At 48.3% G+C, this 14,766-nt stretch carries 18 protein-coding genes; 5 read left to right on the top strand and 13 right to left on the bottom strand.

What is annotated here, in order from left to right; translation table 11 throughout:
* Positions 1–7: 7 nt before the first annotated feature.
* From argC to KNO78_RS12245, 4 genes are all read right to left on the bottom strand, one after another.
* Positions 8–1,033, bottom strand: coding sequence for an N-acetyl-gamma-glutamyl-phosphate reductase (gene argC, locus KNO78_RS12260; RefSeq protein WP_214691295.1), 1,026 nt, complete (start codon positions 1,031–1,033; stop codon positions 8–10).
* Between the two features lie 160 nt (positions 1,034–1,193).
* Entirely contained in the window at positions 1,194–1,511 is a 318-nt protein-coding gene (locus KNO78_RS12255; protein ID WP_015880545.1) for a hypothetical protein, read from the bottom strand.
* A gap of 33 nt (positions 1,512–1,544) precedes the next feature.
* Positions 1,545–2,027 (bottom strand): hypothetical protein, encoded by a 483-nt coding sequence (locus KNO78_RS12250; protein WP_230235411.1) that lies wholly within the window; start codon positions 2,025–2,027, stop codon positions 1,545–1,547.
* The gene (locus tag KNO78_RS12245) at positions 2,020–2,295 is read right to left on the bottom strand and encodes a 4a-hydroxytetrahydrobiopterin dehydratase (RefSeq protein ID WP_078146155.1); all 276 of its coding nucleotides are present in this window, start codon (positions 2,293–2,295) and stop codon (positions 2,020–2,022) included. The genes KNO78_RS12250 and KNO78_RS12245 overlap by 8 nt, the downstream gene beginning before the upstream one ends.
* A 140-nt stretch (positions 2,296–2,435) precedes the next feature.
* Here KNO78_RS12245 and KNO78_RS12240 point away from each other — a divergent pair, with 140 nt between their 5' ends.
* Both KNO78_RS12240 and KNO78_RS12235 read left to right on the top strand, forming a co-directional pair.
* Positions 2,436–2,969 carry a cysteine hydrolase family protein gene (locus tag KNO78_RS12240; protein WP_074034877.1) on the top strand — a complete coding sequence of 178 codons (534 nt, stop codon included), beginning with the start codon at positions 2,436–2,438 and terminating at the stop codon, positions 2,967–2,969.
* Between the two features lie 22 nt (positions 2,970–2,991).
* Entirely contained in the window at positions 2,992–4,437 is a 1,446-nt protein-coding gene (locus tag KNO78_RS12235; RefSeq protein ID WP_078146154.1) for a nicotinate phosphoribosyltransferase, read from the top strand.
* Positions 4,438–4,473: 36 nt separating this feature from the next.
* Here KNO78_RS12235 and KNO78_RS12230 read toward each other — a convergent pair whose 3' ends face one another.
* Positions 4,474–4,776 (bottom strand): 7TM diverse intracellular signaling domain-containing protein, encoded by a 303-nt coding sequence (locus KNO78_RS12230; RefSeq protein ID WP_031424443.1) that lies wholly within the window; start codon positions 4,774–4,776, stop codon positions 4,474–4,476.
* A gap of 113 nt (positions 4,777–4,889) precedes the next feature.
* Between KNO78_RS12230 and KNO78_RS12225 the strand changes: the two genes are divergently transcribed.
* Complete coding sequence (locus tag KNO78_RS12225) at positions 4,890–5,363, top strand: YwpF-like family protein (RefSeq protein WP_031424441.1); 474 nt, start codon at positions 4,890–4,892, stop codon at positions 5,361–5,363.
* A gap of 72 nt (positions 5,364–5,435) precedes the next feature.
* Here the strand turns inward: KNO78_RS12225 and KNO78_RS12220 are convergent, their stop codons facing one another.
* The 3 genes from KNO78_RS12220 to KNO78_RS12210 form a co-directional block, all read right to left on the bottom strand.
* Positions 5,436–5,912 (bottom strand): DUF456 domain-containing protein, encoded by a 477-nt coding sequence (locus tag KNO78_RS12220; protein WP_031424439.1) that lies wholly within the window; start codon positions 5,910–5,912, stop codon positions 5,436–5,438.
* 10 nt (positions 5,913–5,922) lie between these two features.
* On the bottom strand, positions 5,923–6,522 hold the full coding sequence (locus KNO78_RS12215; protein ID WP_159563373.1) for a histidine phosphatase family protein: 600 nt from the start codon (positions 6,520–6,522) through the stop codon (positions 5,923–5,925).
* Positions 6,523–6,585: 63 nt separating this feature from the next.
* Positions 6,586–7,521: an alpha/beta hydrolase gene (locus tag KNO78_RS12210; protein WP_074034886.1), complete on the bottom strand. Its 936-nt coding sequence runs from the start codon at positions 7,519–7,521 to the stop codon at positions 6,586–6,588.
* 173 nt (positions 7,522–7,694) lie between these two features.
* On the opposite strand from KNO78_RS12210, the gene KNO78_RS12205 reads away from it, so the two are divergent.
* On the top strand, positions 7,695–8,702 hold the full coding sequence (locus KNO78_RS12205) for a metal ABC transporter solute-binding protein, Zn/Mn family (RefSeq protein WP_214691296.1): 1,008 nt from the start codon (positions 7,695–7,697) through the stop codon (positions 8,700–8,702).
* Between the two features lie 40 nt (positions 8,703–8,742).
* On the opposite strand, the gene KNO78_RS12200 is transcribed toward KNO78_RS12205, so the two are convergent.
* The 5 genes from KNO78_RS12200 to KNO78_RS12180 form a co-directional block, all read right to left on the bottom strand.
* Positions 8,743–9,189, bottom strand: a complete 447-nt coding sequence (locus tag KNO78_RS12200) for a hypothetical protein (RefSeq protein WP_214691297.1) — start codon at positions 9,187–9,189, stop codon at positions 8,743–8,745.
* Positions 9,190–9,241: 52 nt separating this feature from the next.
* A complete protein-coding gene (locus tag KNO78_RS12195; RefSeq protein WP_031424431.1) occupies positions 9,242–9,697 on the bottom strand; it encodes a hypothetical protein in 456 nt (151 codons plus the stop codon).
* A gap of 84 nt (positions 9,698–9,781) precedes the next feature.
* The gene (locus KNO78_RS12190; protein WP_159563369.1) at positions 9,782–11,227 is read right to left on the bottom strand and encodes an alanine/glycine:cation symporter family protein; all 1,446 of its coding nucleotides are present in this window, start codon (positions 11,225–11,227) and stop codon (positions 9,782–9,784) included.
* 191 nt (positions 11,228–11,418) lie between these two features.
* Positions 11,419–13,884 (bottom strand): CoA-disulfide reductase, encoded by a 2,466-nt coding sequence (locus tag KNO78_RS12185; RefSeq protein WP_214691298.1) that lies wholly within the window; start codon positions 13,882–13,884, stop codon positions 11,419–11,421.
* Complete coding sequence (locus KNO78_RS12180) at positions 13,881–14,186, bottom strand: rhodanese-like domain-containing protein (protein WP_015880530.1); 306 nt, start codon at positions 14,184–14,186, stop codon at positions 13,881–13,883. The genes KNO78_RS12185 and KNO78_RS12180 overlap by 4 nt, the downstream gene beginning before the upstream one ends.
* Positions 14,187–14,463: 277 nt before the next feature.
* On the opposite strand from KNO78_RS12180, the gene KNO78_RS12175 reads away from it, so the two are divergent.
* Positions 14,464–14,730, top strand: a complete 267-nt coding sequence (locus tag KNO78_RS12175; RefSeq protein ID WP_015880529.1) for a metal-sensitive transcriptional regulator — start codon at positions 14,464–14,466, stop codon at positions 14,728–14,730.
* Positions 14,731–14,766: the final 36 nt, after the last annotated feature.

Below are 14,766 nucleotides of genomic sequence, written 5' to 3'. Positions count from 1 at the left end.
CATCCTCCTAAATGTATTGTGGTTGATTCAATAGTCCGAGCGTCTCATCGAATCCGAATCGAACGTTCGCATTTTGAAGGGCTTGCCCGGCCGCCCCTTTTTGCATATTGTCGATGACCGATACGATAGTCAGTCGATGCGTCCGTTCTTCTTTGTACACCCAGAGGTCGCAGTAATTCGAACCGACCGCCGATTTGATTTCCGGCTCTCCCTGCTGCACTCGAATGAACGGTTCATCCATATATGCGGCTTGAAGACGCTTCACCCATTCATCCTCTGACACGTCATCGTTCGGTAGAACCGTGATTGTCGCCATGATCCCGCGATTAATCGGCAGCAAGTGGGTCGACATCGAGACTGTCGCTTCTGCGCCACCCATGTGGTACAAGGTCTGTTCGATTTCAGGGATGTGCTGATGCGAATGAATCTTATATAACTGCACATTCTCATTCGATTTGGCATGATGGGTCTTCTCACTCAATCCTTTGCCAGCGCCCGTGATGCCGGAGCAGGCCGAAACCACGATGTGTGCCGGGTCGATCCAATCGTGCTGAACGAACGGCAATAACGCGAGTGAGACAGCGGTCGCATAACAACCTGGATTTGAAATCCATTTTGCTCCCGTCAGCAACTCTCGATTCCACTCGGTCAATCCATAGACAGCTTCTCGTTGAATCGATTCGGTAACAGGCGGCTTCCCGTACCACGTTTCGTATGCATCAGACGGTAATCGCAAGTCCCCACTCAAATCGATGACCACTCCAGGAAAAGATGCTAACTGTCGAATATAGTCAGCAGACACGCCGCTCGGAGTCGCAAGGAATACCACATCAATCCCAGCTAGGGCGTCTGCTTGAAACGGTTCAAGTATTTTTGGATCCGCTTGTAACCACGGATATAGTTCCGACAAGGTCATCCCGGCGCTCGAGTCGCTGATTGCTTTTTCTAAACGGATAGTCGGATGTTGCTCGATCAGTTTTAACAATTCCAAACCGGCATAACCTGTTACGCCGACGATGCCACACGTAATCATCTCTCTACCTCCTCAGAAGAATAAAATGATTGAACCATATGCATATTTATTCTGTCAATTGTATTTTTATTCATACGTGATAGAACGTTCCCTTTTTTATTGGTGTATGAGGGTTTTGGTAAATAAAAAAAAGTCCGATGCGCATGCACCGGACCTGTGATTAGATTTGATTTTTATGACGAGCCTCTTGAAGCGCATCGACTAAGTCTTTCACGTCTTCGACGAGGTTTTGAATCGTATCTTGGTTTTCTTCGTAAAGCGATTTCCATTCCATGACACGGTCTTTCAAGTTGCCTTTCGATGACGCTTGTAGACCGACCGCATGTGCCTCAGTCGACGTGTTCGATGATTTCAACTTCGACTTGATGCCTTTCAGTTGTCTCACTTGTTGATCGCGCGTTTCGCTATGGAGAAGTGATGCTGCTGCGCCGATTACCGCACCCGCAGCCATCCCCAACCAGAAATAATTCTTGTTCATAAAAATCCTCCCCTAACATGACGTTATCTTTTATTATAGATTATCTGACTCACTGACGACATAGTGTTTTATGACGGGACCTGCACCGCGCTGTTCGACCGCTCGCTTCAAGCGGTCTTCAAGGATTGCATAGTCCGCCGTATCACGAAAGTGTTTCCCACCAGACGTGAACTGAATAAAGACGACGGCATGATTATCATCCGGGTCGACACCTAATCGGTATGCCGAAAACCCATCATGACTGACACCGAGTGGCGCCTTTTCCGTCAACAAGTGGTGAAACAACAGGGAGCGGGCATTCTCATCTGCCGGAACGTTCGCGTATAAAATGTTCCCTTTTTTCACAAATTCGCCCGACGCCTCTTCAATTTCAAACACTTTACCGCTCTTGAACGGAGACTTCTCTCCTTCTGCGAGCAAAATCGTTTCGTGTCCATTCGCCGCGATGACGCCTGGCTCCTTTCGAAGACGCTCCGCCACGCTGCCTGACGCAAAAGTCATATAGAGCTTAGACAAGTTCCTCACACCCTTTCGCGAGTGTGATGTCTTTCTCCGTAATGCCCCCTTCGTCATGGGTCGATACGGTCAATGTCACGTTCCGATATTCAATCAAGATGTTCGGATGATGATCGAGCGATTCAGCCAAATCTGCTACAAGATGCACGAACTGAATGGCCTCCGGAAATGTTTCCAGCCGATACGTCTTTTGAATCTCCCCGTTCACTTCTTCCCAACCGTTCAACCGTGACAGTTCCTCTGTCAATTCACTTTGCGATAATACCATCGTCACAATCCCCTTTCCCTATACAGTCTACTGTCTTAATCTACCCAAACCGAAGAAAAATAATCTTCCGTGCATGATGTATAATGAATTAGAATGAGATGGATAGCCATCATTTTCATTACGAGAGAGGAGCATCTCCCATGCGCGCATTGATTGTTATTGATTATACATTTGATTTTATCGCAGACAGTGGTCGTTTGACTTGTGGGAAACCCGGGCAAGAGATTGAAGAACGGATCGTCGAATTGATCGGAACATTCGCAACGGATGACTATGTCGTCATCGCGAACGACGTCCATGATGCAGGTGACACGTTCCACCCTGAAACGACGTTGTTCCCGCCGCACAATATCCGCGGGACAGAGGGCCGTGAGTTGTACGGTTCTGTGAAGGAAGCTGCGAAACAGGCAGACCACTGGATTGATAAGACACGTTATAGTGCCTTTGCCGGAACTGACCTTGACCTGCGTCTTCGGGAACGCGGAATCACAGAAGTTCATCTCGTCGGTGTCTGCACGGATATTTGTGTACTCCATACAGCCGTAGATGCCTACAACCTCGGTTATCAAATCGTCGTCCATGCCGATGCCGTTCAAAGCTTCAACCCGGTCGGCCATGAATGGGCGCTCGAACATTTCGTCACAACACTCGGTGCGACAGTCGTCGGAAAGTGACGTAAAACAGAAAGGAAATCATATGTTACATCGTAATTTAGCCCTTCACACAGATCTTTATCTTCCACGTTGGATGTATATTTACTGGAAGCAAGGTCGCCATAATGAAAAGGTCGTCTTCGACCTTTACTATCGCTCGAATCCATTTAGTGGTGGTTATGTCGTCTTCGCCGGACTCGAGAATATCGTTCACTACTTAGAGAACGTCTCCTTTACGGAGGCGGACATCACCTATTTGAAAGAGCAACTCGGATTCGAAGATGAATTCGAAGACGTCTTACGGAACTTTAAGTTCACTGGTTCACTATATAGTGTTCGCGAAGGAGAAGTCATCTTCCCACATGAACAAGTCGTTCGGATTGAATCGACCATCTTTGAAGCGAAACTGTTCCAAACGGCGCTACTCAATATCGCGAACCATGAATCACTCATCGCCACGAAGTATGCCCGGATTCGTCAGGCTGCTCCGAACGAGACACTCCTTGAAGGAGGAGCTCGTCGCGCGCAAGGTGTCGATGCGGCTTACTACGGAACACGTGCGGCTTACATCGCTGGTTTTGATGTGACAAGTCTCGTGTCAGCCGGTCGTGACTTTGATGTCCCGACAGGAGGAACGATGGAGCATGCTGATATTCAGTTCCATGATGATGAATTGAGCGCATTCCGTTCATTCGCTGAAATGTATCCGGACAACACGAGCCTTCTCATCGACACGTATGACACACTCAAGTCTGGTCTGCCGAATGCGATTACGGTCGCAAAAGAACTCGAGGCGAAGGGCCATCGTCTCAAGTCAGTACGACTCGACTCTGGAGACCTCGCCTACTTGTCGAAGCGTGCCCGGAAAGCGTTGAATGAAGCAGGGCTCGACTACGTCAAAATCGTCGTCTCTGGGGATTTGGATGAGTATGTCATCCAGGACTTACGGATGCAAGGCGCAGAGGCCGATACGTTCCTCGTTGGGACACGTGGCATCACGGCTTACGAGCAGCCGGCACTCGGTATGGTCTATAAACTCGTCGCGCGTGAGGATGAATCCGGGGAATTAAAACCGGTCATCAAAGTATCTTCTTCTAAGGTGAAGACGACGACTCCTCACAAGAAAGAGTTGTATCGCATCATCGACAACGAAACGAAAAAGTTCAAAGGCGACTATATCGCCCTCGCCGATGAACCGGTCGAATCTTACACCGAGATCGACTTGATTGACGTCCGTGACCCGGCCTTCAAGATCAAGACACGTAACTTCAACGTGAAACGCTTGTTGCAACCAATCTTCCTTGATGGGAAACGCGTATACGACCTTCCAAGCACAAGTGAGATTCGTGCATATCATCACGAGCAGATGAACGGATTGTGGGAAGAGTACAAGCGTCTCCGTTTACCGGAAGTGTATTCGGTGACGTTCAGCAAGCCACTATGGGATTTAAAACTCGATATGATTCGCAAAACGCGGGTACCAAAATAAAAAAACGGCTGTGGGTGCATACCCACAGCCGTTTTTTTATACCATTGTCATCTCGCCTGCTTGGCTTTGATCTTCTTTTCTCCGAAAGTAAAGCGCCATCGACAAAGAGAGCAATATCAAGACAAAATAGACGGTCCGTTGCCAAAACGTCGCTTCGGTGTCTCCTTGGAACAACGCAATGATATAATCGCTCCCACTGACTAAAAACAATCCGGCAAGCAAGAGAAAGATCCGATAGCCGGCCCGACTCCGCTCCCGTTTCACTTTGAAGAAAAGGACACCATAATAGACGATTGCGAGAATCGTCACATACCCGATTACGCCAACAACCCAACTCATCTTGATGCCTCCCTCACTCTCTATTTTTCTGTTTCTTCCCCGTTATCTTAACACATTCTATTCCTCAGACTGTGTTAAGATGGTCTAAAGAAAACGCGGAAAGGAACGATCCTATGAAAACGTTTCGCCTCGTCCAAGTCCGACTCGTCCAAGACGAATACGGCAATGAACTGAATTTACCGATCGATTTACTCGATGGTTTAATCATCTCGAAGGAGCACGATTCAGAATGGCTCCTCGAAATGCTCGTGCCGACCGAGTCGGCTGTCACGCTCCATCATTACTTAAACAAACGCATCCTCATCCTCGCTGAAGCCGTCATCACGTCGCCAACGAACGCCCCGGCTGCACTCGCTTTGACGTTCACGAGCGAGCGGGCCTTGAACGACCATCATACGTTCGTCGCTGAAGGACTCATGTTGATGCCGAAACAAGACGCGACGAAGCAAGTACTCGATTCGTTGATTCAAGATGGCGTCGCCACATCGAATTTAAAGCCCGCCTTCTTCGAGAAAAAAGTCGAAATGCAACAATCGTTCAGTCGCTCCGCTTTCAATCAATTGGTTAAAACCGGGTCATTCGAATAATCGGATGACCTGTTTTTCTTTCCCCAAAACCATTCACCTTTCAAACTAAAAAGACGGAGAAACATCTCCGCCTCACACGTAGATAAAGAATAGAATGATCATCATCGTCATCCCGATCACTTTTAAGAGTGTGCTGCCGAGAAAGGCGAGAACGGTTCCGACGCCGATGCTCCACGCTTCACGTGTCGTCTTCCCGAGTGTCAACTCCGCCAAGAAAGCGAAGATGAACGGGAAAATCAAAACCCCGACGAGCGGGAAAATAAACGGTCCCGCAATCAAGCCGATTGTCGCACCCCATTTCGCTCGCTCCGAACCGCCCCGTTTATCCACCGTAGCCCGGGTGACGACATAGTCGACGCCGAATAAGAAGACGAGGAAGACCGATTGCCATACCCAGAATGTCCAGGTCAATGGTTCAAACGAAAAACCGAATCCATAAATCATGTATCCGATGAACAAGAACAAGACACTCGGGATGACTGGATAGATGAGTCCTGCAAAAGCGACCACAAATGATGCGATAATGAATACCCATAGTAAGGTCGTCATGACATTCTCCTCATTTCATAATGGTCGGATCGGTGATATGGTCAGCCACGTTGACCGCCTTCACTTCAAACTGACCTTGTTGATGGATGATATAGTTCGAGCAGGCGTTTCGCATGGCGTGACGGAACGTATATGTCCCATCGATGGCAGAAAGCGCCGCTTTGATTGCATGGGAATGGCAGACGACAACGATGCGCTTCCCTGGATACGTATCCACCAAATGGTTCATTCCTTCTAAGACCCGGCTACGCATCTCGTCTTCTGTTTCGAGACCAGGAATCCGCTCCTGGTCATCTGCTTGGACCGCCTCGTAAATTCCTTTCACGGGTTGCCCGGATGCCGTTCCGAATTCACGTTCAATGAAACGCTCATCTAGCAGAATCGCTTTATGTTCGATGCCACACGCTGTTGCGATTGCTTGTGCGGTGTGAACCGCACGTGACAAGGGACTCGATACGATGACGTCCCACTCCTCTTGACTCAAAAAAGCTGCACTCTCCTCTGCCTGTTGACGTCCGAGTGCATTCAACGGGTTATCTTCACGCCCTTGAATAATTTCTAAACGATTCCAATCGGTCTGACCGTGTCTGACTAAACATAACTCTGTCACTACTTCCACTCCTTACTCTTTCAATCATCCCCCATCGTACCATCTTCCTTAAAAATCGCAACGTCATCCGAGACATTCTTCAATAAAACGATTGATTCGGGCCATGAGTTGCTCTTCTTTGATTGGATTATCCGATTGGAGGAAGCTCGCAAGCGAGTGGGTTCCATTTGGAAATGAAATGAGTTGAACGTTCGCACCGACATCACTCGCATGTTCGACGAAGTGAAGCGCTTGGCCGAACGGGACAATCGGATCTTTCTTCCCGTGTAGCAGTAAAATCGGCGGGGCATCGGCGTATAGATGGGAGACCGGGGAGCATTTTACCATCAACTCACGCCATTCCTCGCGGCTTCCTTCATAGAACTTTAAATGGGCGAGCCACGTCTGGATGAATTTGAACAATAAAAAGTTCGTCGGTGGATACAAGGCGATGACCCCTTTGATCGTCGGGAGGTCGTCTCCCAAATCACCTGCAAATTGTCGATGACGGTCGAGCGCAGTCGCAAGCATGAGCGCAGCGCCTGCTGAATCCCCCCAAACGAGCAATTGACTCGTGTCTAGCGTCAATAACGATTCATGTTGTTTCAAATAGCACAGTGCATCTGAGACATCAAAAATATTATCGGGGAAGTACACCCCGTCTTCAAATAAGCGATAATCGATGCTGACGACAGCGATCCCTTTCCCCAAAAAGTGGTCAAGCAATGGATGAAACAGGGTCACCATACTCCGATTCCCTCTGACGAACGCTCCCCCATGTGCATATACCGCTACGGGGAACGGCCCTTCTCCAGGGGGGAGATACAAATCAAATTGGAGCGGACGATCGTGAACAATTTTATACGTGTACGTGTGGCGCCGGCGTGTTGTCGGTTGAATCGGCAACTCGGGTTCTTGCCATCTGACAAGGGACCCATATTGACTCCACACGCTAGCCCCGGCTGCCGTCGCCGCAGCAATCGCCGCACCCCCGACAAACCAGGCAGTCTCCTTTCTCATACAATCCACTCCTCGTTCCTTTTTTTAATCATATTCCCGCTTTTTTCAAAAATCTATCCATCAGAAGTCGGACTTGACGTGCTCCGAAGCTCACACTATAATATTACTCGCAGTCATAAAACGTAACAGTTACGATTTAATATTCAGATAACTTGAAAGGTGGAAGATGGAAGATGAAGAAAACTTGGTTAGGCGCAGTCGCAGCCGGTACGCTTTTACTTGGTGCGTGTGGAAATACCGAAGGAGATAACGCATCTGAATCGACAGATGGTCAACTGACCGTCTTCGCTTCAACGTTTGCATTAAAATCATTAGCCGAAGAAATCGGTGGGGACCGCGTCCACGTGGAGATGGTCATTCCACCTGGGGCTGATCCGCATACGTATGAGCCAACTTCAAAGCAAATGACACAAATCGCAGAAGCCGACCTCTTTTTGACGATTGGTCATGACCTTGAACCTTACGTCGAGTCTATGGAGAAGAGTTTAGATGGTCAGAACGTCGCCTTCGTCAAAACAGCCGAGAACGTGAAGTTACTTGATGCGGCGGATACCGTCCATGTCCATGATGAGGAAGGACATACTGAAGACGACCACGCTCATGAAGAAGAAGGACATTCTGAAGATGAACATGCTCACGAAGAAGGAGACGGTCATAGTCACGGTCAATACGATCCCCACGTCTGGCTCGACCCGATGAATGCTGTATCAATGGCAGAAGCGGTCGAAGCCGCATTCAGTGAGGAAGCACCCGACTATAAAGACGAGTTCGCAGAACGGTTAAGCACTTTCAAAGACGAAGCAAACGATCTCGACGCGGAATTGAAGGCAGCCGTCGAGAACGGTTCAAAATCCGAGTTACTCGTGACGCATGCCGCATATGGTTATTTGGCTGAACGTTACGGATTTGACCAATTACCAATCGCGGGACTTACACCGTCTGAAGAGCCGTCACAACAAGCTCTCAAGCGGATCATCGAGGAAGCCCGTCTCCACGACTTGAACTATATCGCATTCGAAGACACGGTCACACCAAAAGTGGCCGAAGTCGTGAAACAAGAGATCGGTGCAGAGAGCGTGACGATCTACAACTTGGAATCGGTCACGAAAGAACAGATGGATAAGAGCTACTTCGACTTGATGCGTGAAAACGTCAAGGCACTTGAGACAGCGTTGAAATAATCAAAATCCCGAAGCGAGGTGACTCGTTTCGGGATTTTTTTCATGCTTCTATTTGATGATCTAACGTCTTCAGTGTGACGAGAAGTAGGAGGAGTAGCGATACGATGACGCTCATCATCCAGAAATCCCCGTCCATGAAGAATAAAGTCGTCCACTCCCCTGTACTCAATCCCAACCACGCTTGACTGACACCAACGCCTATCAGTGCGATTGCAACAAAACGAATCCATGTCATTTTTGGAACGAACCGCTTGCTGACCAAATAACTATTCAATACTAAAAGACCAACATATACGATGAGAAGGACGTTCCAAGCCGTGTCAAATGAAACAGATGCCACCCCGACCGTGACAGCATACCCCCATGTCACCAAGAATACAGCGAATGAGATAAGTGTGATGCGATAAAGCGACTTGAACCCCGTTTGATACGCAAGAAACGGATTGGTGAGTAGCCCGAGCCAGATGAGTGTGCCGAACACATCCATGAGCAAATCCCCTTTATACCATTTATTAACAGTATACCATGGGAATTCACTTTCATTCATAATAAATCAAGACGAGTTCTTCCTGGGACGAAGCGATCTCACAAAACTGTTGCAACCGGGTCCAATCTTCCCAAATCATCTCGAATTCATCTTTTGCAACGAATGCCATGTCTTTCACATCATCTCGCCCGAACGCATGCAACGTATCTTTGACGATATGAAGTAACTGCGGGGTCAAGATACCGACCACGACCGCCTGCGCCTCATTGACAATCAACTCTTCGCCGACGAGCGCCATTTCCATGTTATACGTGTCGGCCCCGTCGATATATACCTCGATTTGACTAAGTACGCGTTGAAACGGTTCCACATTCGGAAGCGTCAGCGTATCGTCCCGATCCCGATATTGCTCATGCATATGAATCAACCAGTCTAAAATCATCTCCGGATCCTGATTAAATGACACCCAAACTTCTGGGGAAACACGTACATAATGCGTCGTCTCCATACATGAACGCCCCCTTTTTATGACATTACCCGTCTTATATATGTAAAAAAACCGCCTACTTGAATTCGTAGACGGTTCCTTATATCAAGAACGACTTGTTCCTGTTTGTTGTTCCTCTGTTTCGCTTTCCCAAGCTTCGATGTATTCACGACCAGGAAGATTTTCAACCGAGTCGACATAGAAAACTGGGTCTTCTCCTTCGCGTCGCTGTGCCAAGTAGTCATCGAGAACGGCGCGAGCCACTTTCGCCAAGCGGAAGATGGCATATAAGTTCACGAGTGCCATGAGACCCATGAACACGTCAGCAATCGACCAAACAAGGCCGGCAGAGCGGACCGCACCAAACAAGACCATGCCGACAACACCGATGCGATAGAGCGTGACATAGATTTTCTTATCCGAGATGAACTGGATGTTCGTCTCACCGTAGTAATAGTTTCCAAGAATCGAACTGAACGCAAATAGGAAAATCGCAATCGTCAAGAACGATGTAGCGACCGAACCGATTTCTGCTGTCAACGCGGCTTGCGTCAATTCGACACCCGCAAACGACTCTGAACCGGCTACGCCTGAAATCAAGATAATCATCGCTGTCGATGTACAAACGAGCAATGTATCGACAAATACGCTAAACGATTGAATCAATCCTTGTTTGACAGGGTGCGATACTTCCGCTGTCGCAGCGGCGTTCGGTGCAGAACCCATACCCGCTTCGTTCGAGAAGAGACCTCGACGAATCCCTTGAAGTACCATGGCGCCAATCGCCCCTCCGAAGAGTTGCTCAATTCCGAGGACTCCTTCTGAGAAGATGAGGCTGAAGACGTCTGGTAGAAGGGAAACGTTCGTCACCATAATCCAAATCGCGAGTAAGATGTAGCCACCTGCCATGACCGGTACGATGATACTCGACAAGAGTGCGATCGATTGGATCCCACCGAAGACGACAATGGCCGTCACAATCGCAAGGACAATCCCGACGACTGTTGTGCTGATCCCGAACTGGTTACTCACAGAGAGTGAGATCGTATTCGACTGTACCGAGTTGAACGCGAATCCGAATGAGAACGTGATTAAAATCGCGAACAAGACACCTAGCCAACGTTGGCCGAGCGCACGCTCCATATAGTAGGCAGGTCCCCCACGCCATGTGCGTCCATCACGAATCTTGTACACTTGTGCCAACGTACTTTCGACGAATGCAGATGCTGCCCCAATCAACGCAATGAGCCACATCCAGAAAACTGCTCCTGGGCCACCTAGCGCAATCGCTGTCGCCACACCGGCAATGTTTCCTGTCCCTACACGAGCTGCCGTTCCGATTGCGAAAGCTTGGAACGAAGACACTTGGCCTTTTTCACGTGCTGTGCCCTCTTTGAACAAGAGGCGGAACATTTCAGGAATCATGCGGAACTGAACGAAGCCCATACGAACTGTAAAATAAAGACCTAAAGCAACAAGTACAACGATGAGCACTTGCGACCACAACAAATCGTTTGCTTGCGAAACGAGTTTCTCTACCAATTTCTCCATACTAATCCTCCATCATTCTAAAAATCTCAACAGAAAAAGTCATGTCAACTTTCTTAACATGACTTGAATTATAGGTAAATTATACGAAAATTGCAATATTAATTCGTTTTTTCAACATCATCTCGGTTCTTTCTAAAAGCAAAAAAACGAGCCGGAGAGCGCATCGCAATCCGACTCGTTCTATATTTCATTTAGATAAAGAGGTTTAAATTTCCGCCTTCTGCTGCGCCGAGATAAGCCGCCACACCACCAAGGTCGACCCCGTCAATCAACTCTTCTTCTTTGATGCCCATGACATCCATTGACATCGTGCAAGCTACCATTTTCACGCCTGCTTCTTGCGCTGACTTAATCATTTCTTCGACAGAAGGAACGTTCTTATCGCTCATGACTTTCTTCATCATTTTTTGACCAACACCACCGAAGTTCATGTTCGAAAGTGGCAATTCGCCTGCATGTCCTGGCATCATCATGCCGAACATTTTCTCAAGACCTTGCTTTTTCACTTCCGGTGCGTCCGGTTTGCGGATGACATTGAGTCCCCAGAATGTGAAGAACATCGTCACTTCTTTCCCCATCGCGGCAGCACCTTGCGCAATGATGAGGGATGCGAGTGCGCGGTCGAGGTCTCCGCTGAAGACGACCATTGATGCACCGTCTCCTGCTGGTGCGCCCGCTTGTTGTGCAGCCGGACCTTGTCCTTTTTGAAGGATGGCTTCAACGCGTCCGTTAACGAATTGTTTCGAGACGAGTTTGTTGCCTGTCTTCTTCGCCCATGCTTCGATATCTGCGAAGAATCCTGGGTCACTTGCGAGAACGCGGAGCGTTTCGCCTTCCCCGAGTTCTGCGACTTTCTTATTTACTTCTAAAATAGGTCCCGGGCATTGTAGACCACATGTGTCTAACATGACCGCTTCCCCGATTGGTGCATTTGTCATTTGTGTTGGCTCCTCTTCTACAACGGTAGCCGCTGTTTCATTTGATGTGTTCGCTTCTTCAAGCGCCTCGAAATCACGATTGATTTGCGACCACGTCTTGTAGCCACCGCTCAAGTTTTTCACCTTGAAGCCGTTTTGACGTAAGATGCGTGATGCGAGATAGCCACGAAGACCGACTTGGCACGTCACGTAAATCGTTTCATTCCGGTCGTAGTTGTCCAAGTTTTCTCGTAATGAGTTGAGTGGCACATTGATTGATCCTGGAATCTTTCCGAGTTCATGCTCCGATTCATCGCGAACGTCTAGTAACGTCGCTCCGTTTTCCACGAGCTCATCGATTTCATCCCAATGTACGACTTCATTGTCACCGAGGACGACGTTCGACGCGACATACCCGATCATATTGACCGGATCTTTCGCAGAACTGAACGGTGGTGCATAACTGAGCTCAAGGTCAGGTAGATCGAGGACCGTCAAACCACCCTTCATAGCTGTCGCAATGACGTCGATGCGTTTATCGACTCCATTGATTCCGACACCTTGCGCACCATAGATTTCACCCGTTGTCGGGTGGAACAAGAGTTTAAGCGACACAGGTGTCGATCCTGGATAATAACCAGCATGCGAACCTGGATGTACGTGAACAGCCTCATACGTCTTGCCAGCCGCCTTCAACCGTTTTTCATTCCATCCTGTCGATGCGACCGTCATATCAAATACTTTGGCGATTCCCGTTCCCATCGTTCCATTGTATTTCACGTCACGGCCGTTAATGATATCGGCAACGAGACGGCCTTGACGGTTCGCTGGCCATGCGAGTGGCACGACAGTTGGTTCTTTGAAGACGTAGTCGAGTACTTCGACCGCATCCCCGATCGCGTAAATATTCGGGTCTGATGTGAGCATCTTTTCATTAACGCGAATGGCACCGCGCGTACCTGTTTCAAGGCCTGCTTCACGCGCAATCGTCGATTCCGGTGTAACACCGATCGACATGATGACCATATCTGTATCGATGACACGACCGCTTGTCAAATGAACTTTCTTTCCTTGCTCTGAGAACGAAGAAACGCCATCAGACAATTGAAGCTCGACGCCATGCAAGCGCATGTGTTCATGAATTGGCGCCACCATCTCACGGTCAAGTGGCGTCATGACTTGGTCTGCCATCTCAACGAGCGTCACCTCAACACCACGCTCACGTAAGTTTTCTGCCATCTCAATCCCGATAAAGCCTCCACCAATCACGGTCGCATGCTTCGGCGCCTTGTCATCGACGTAGCCACGGATTTTATCTGTGTCCGGAATGTTGCGAAGCGTGAAAATATCTTCTGCCTCGTCGATTCCAGGGATGTTTGGACGAATCGGTTTCGCTCCCGGAGAAAGAATGAGAACGTCGTATGACTCGTCATACGTTTCGCCTGTTTGAACGTGTTTCACCGTCACTGTTTTCTCGTCACGGTTAATTTTAATGACTTCCGTCAAATTGCGGATATCGAGTTGGAAACGCTTGTTCATCCCTTCAACGGTTTGAACAAGGAGTTTTTGACGGTCTTGGATGACATCCCCGATATAGTATGGAAGACCACAGTTCGCGAATGAGATGTACTCCCCACGGTCGAACATGACGATTTGATTCTCTTCATTCAAACGACGGAGTCGTGCAGCTGCAGACGCACCACCTGCTACCCCACCGACGATTACGATTTTTTTACTCATTGTCCATTTCCTCCTCTGACGACTTCTCCTGGCCAACTCATCAAGCCATCTTCTATATTGACCACTTTATAGCCTTTCGCCTCCATTTGCCAAGTCGCTTGCGTGCTACGCGCACCTGAGCGGCAAAGAACGACATATTCTTCAGCTGGATCGAGCGTGTCGATCCACTCTGTCATTTCGGATAACGGATAGTTTTTCGCGCCTTCAATATGTGCTTCTTGAAACTCGTCACGTTCTCGGACGTCGACGATATTTACAGGCACTTCAAAGTCCATTTGACGTTTTAAAGCGGATGCTTTCATCGTTGATCTACCTTTCTTTTTTCAATTCGATTTATACCATTCGGCTTGGTTGCTGGCGTTCAACAAGTTTGTGATTTGTTGAACATTTCGCTTCCACGTCATTAATATACCCCCTTAGGTATTTAATTGCAAGAAATAAGTTTGACGAAATGTCGAATTTTTCAACATCATCCATTTGGATAGTTGATGCTCGACACATACTCCCCCATGTATTAAGATGAGCCTACACAATAAATAGTTGGGTAACTGAACAATTTTTCCTATAGAGGTGAATGATATGGAACCGTATGTATACGATGCAAAAGTATTGAATCGCATGAAACGAGTGGAAGGACAAATTCGTGCCATCATCCGGATGATGGAGGAAGGAAAAGAATGTCGCGATGTCGTGACGCAATTAAGTGCCGCACGTTCCGCACTCGATCGCGCTTCGACTATCATTGTGGCTAAGAACTTGGAACAATGTATCATCACCGCTCAAGCAGATGGCGAAGATACGTCCGAAACGGTGGAAGAAGCCATTAAAATGTTGATGAAACGCTAGTTCCCCTTGCTTTCCCTGTCCAAATGGGAGAAAGTT

It is taken from the genome of Exiguobacterium sp. s132 (assembly GCF_018617235.1).
In the GTDB taxonomy this organism is placed as follows: Bacteria; Bacillota; Bacilli; order Exiguobacteriales; family Exiguobacteriaceae; genus Exiguobacterium; species Exiguobacterium profundum.
This window is presented reverse-complemented; position numbering and strand designations above follow the sequence as displayed.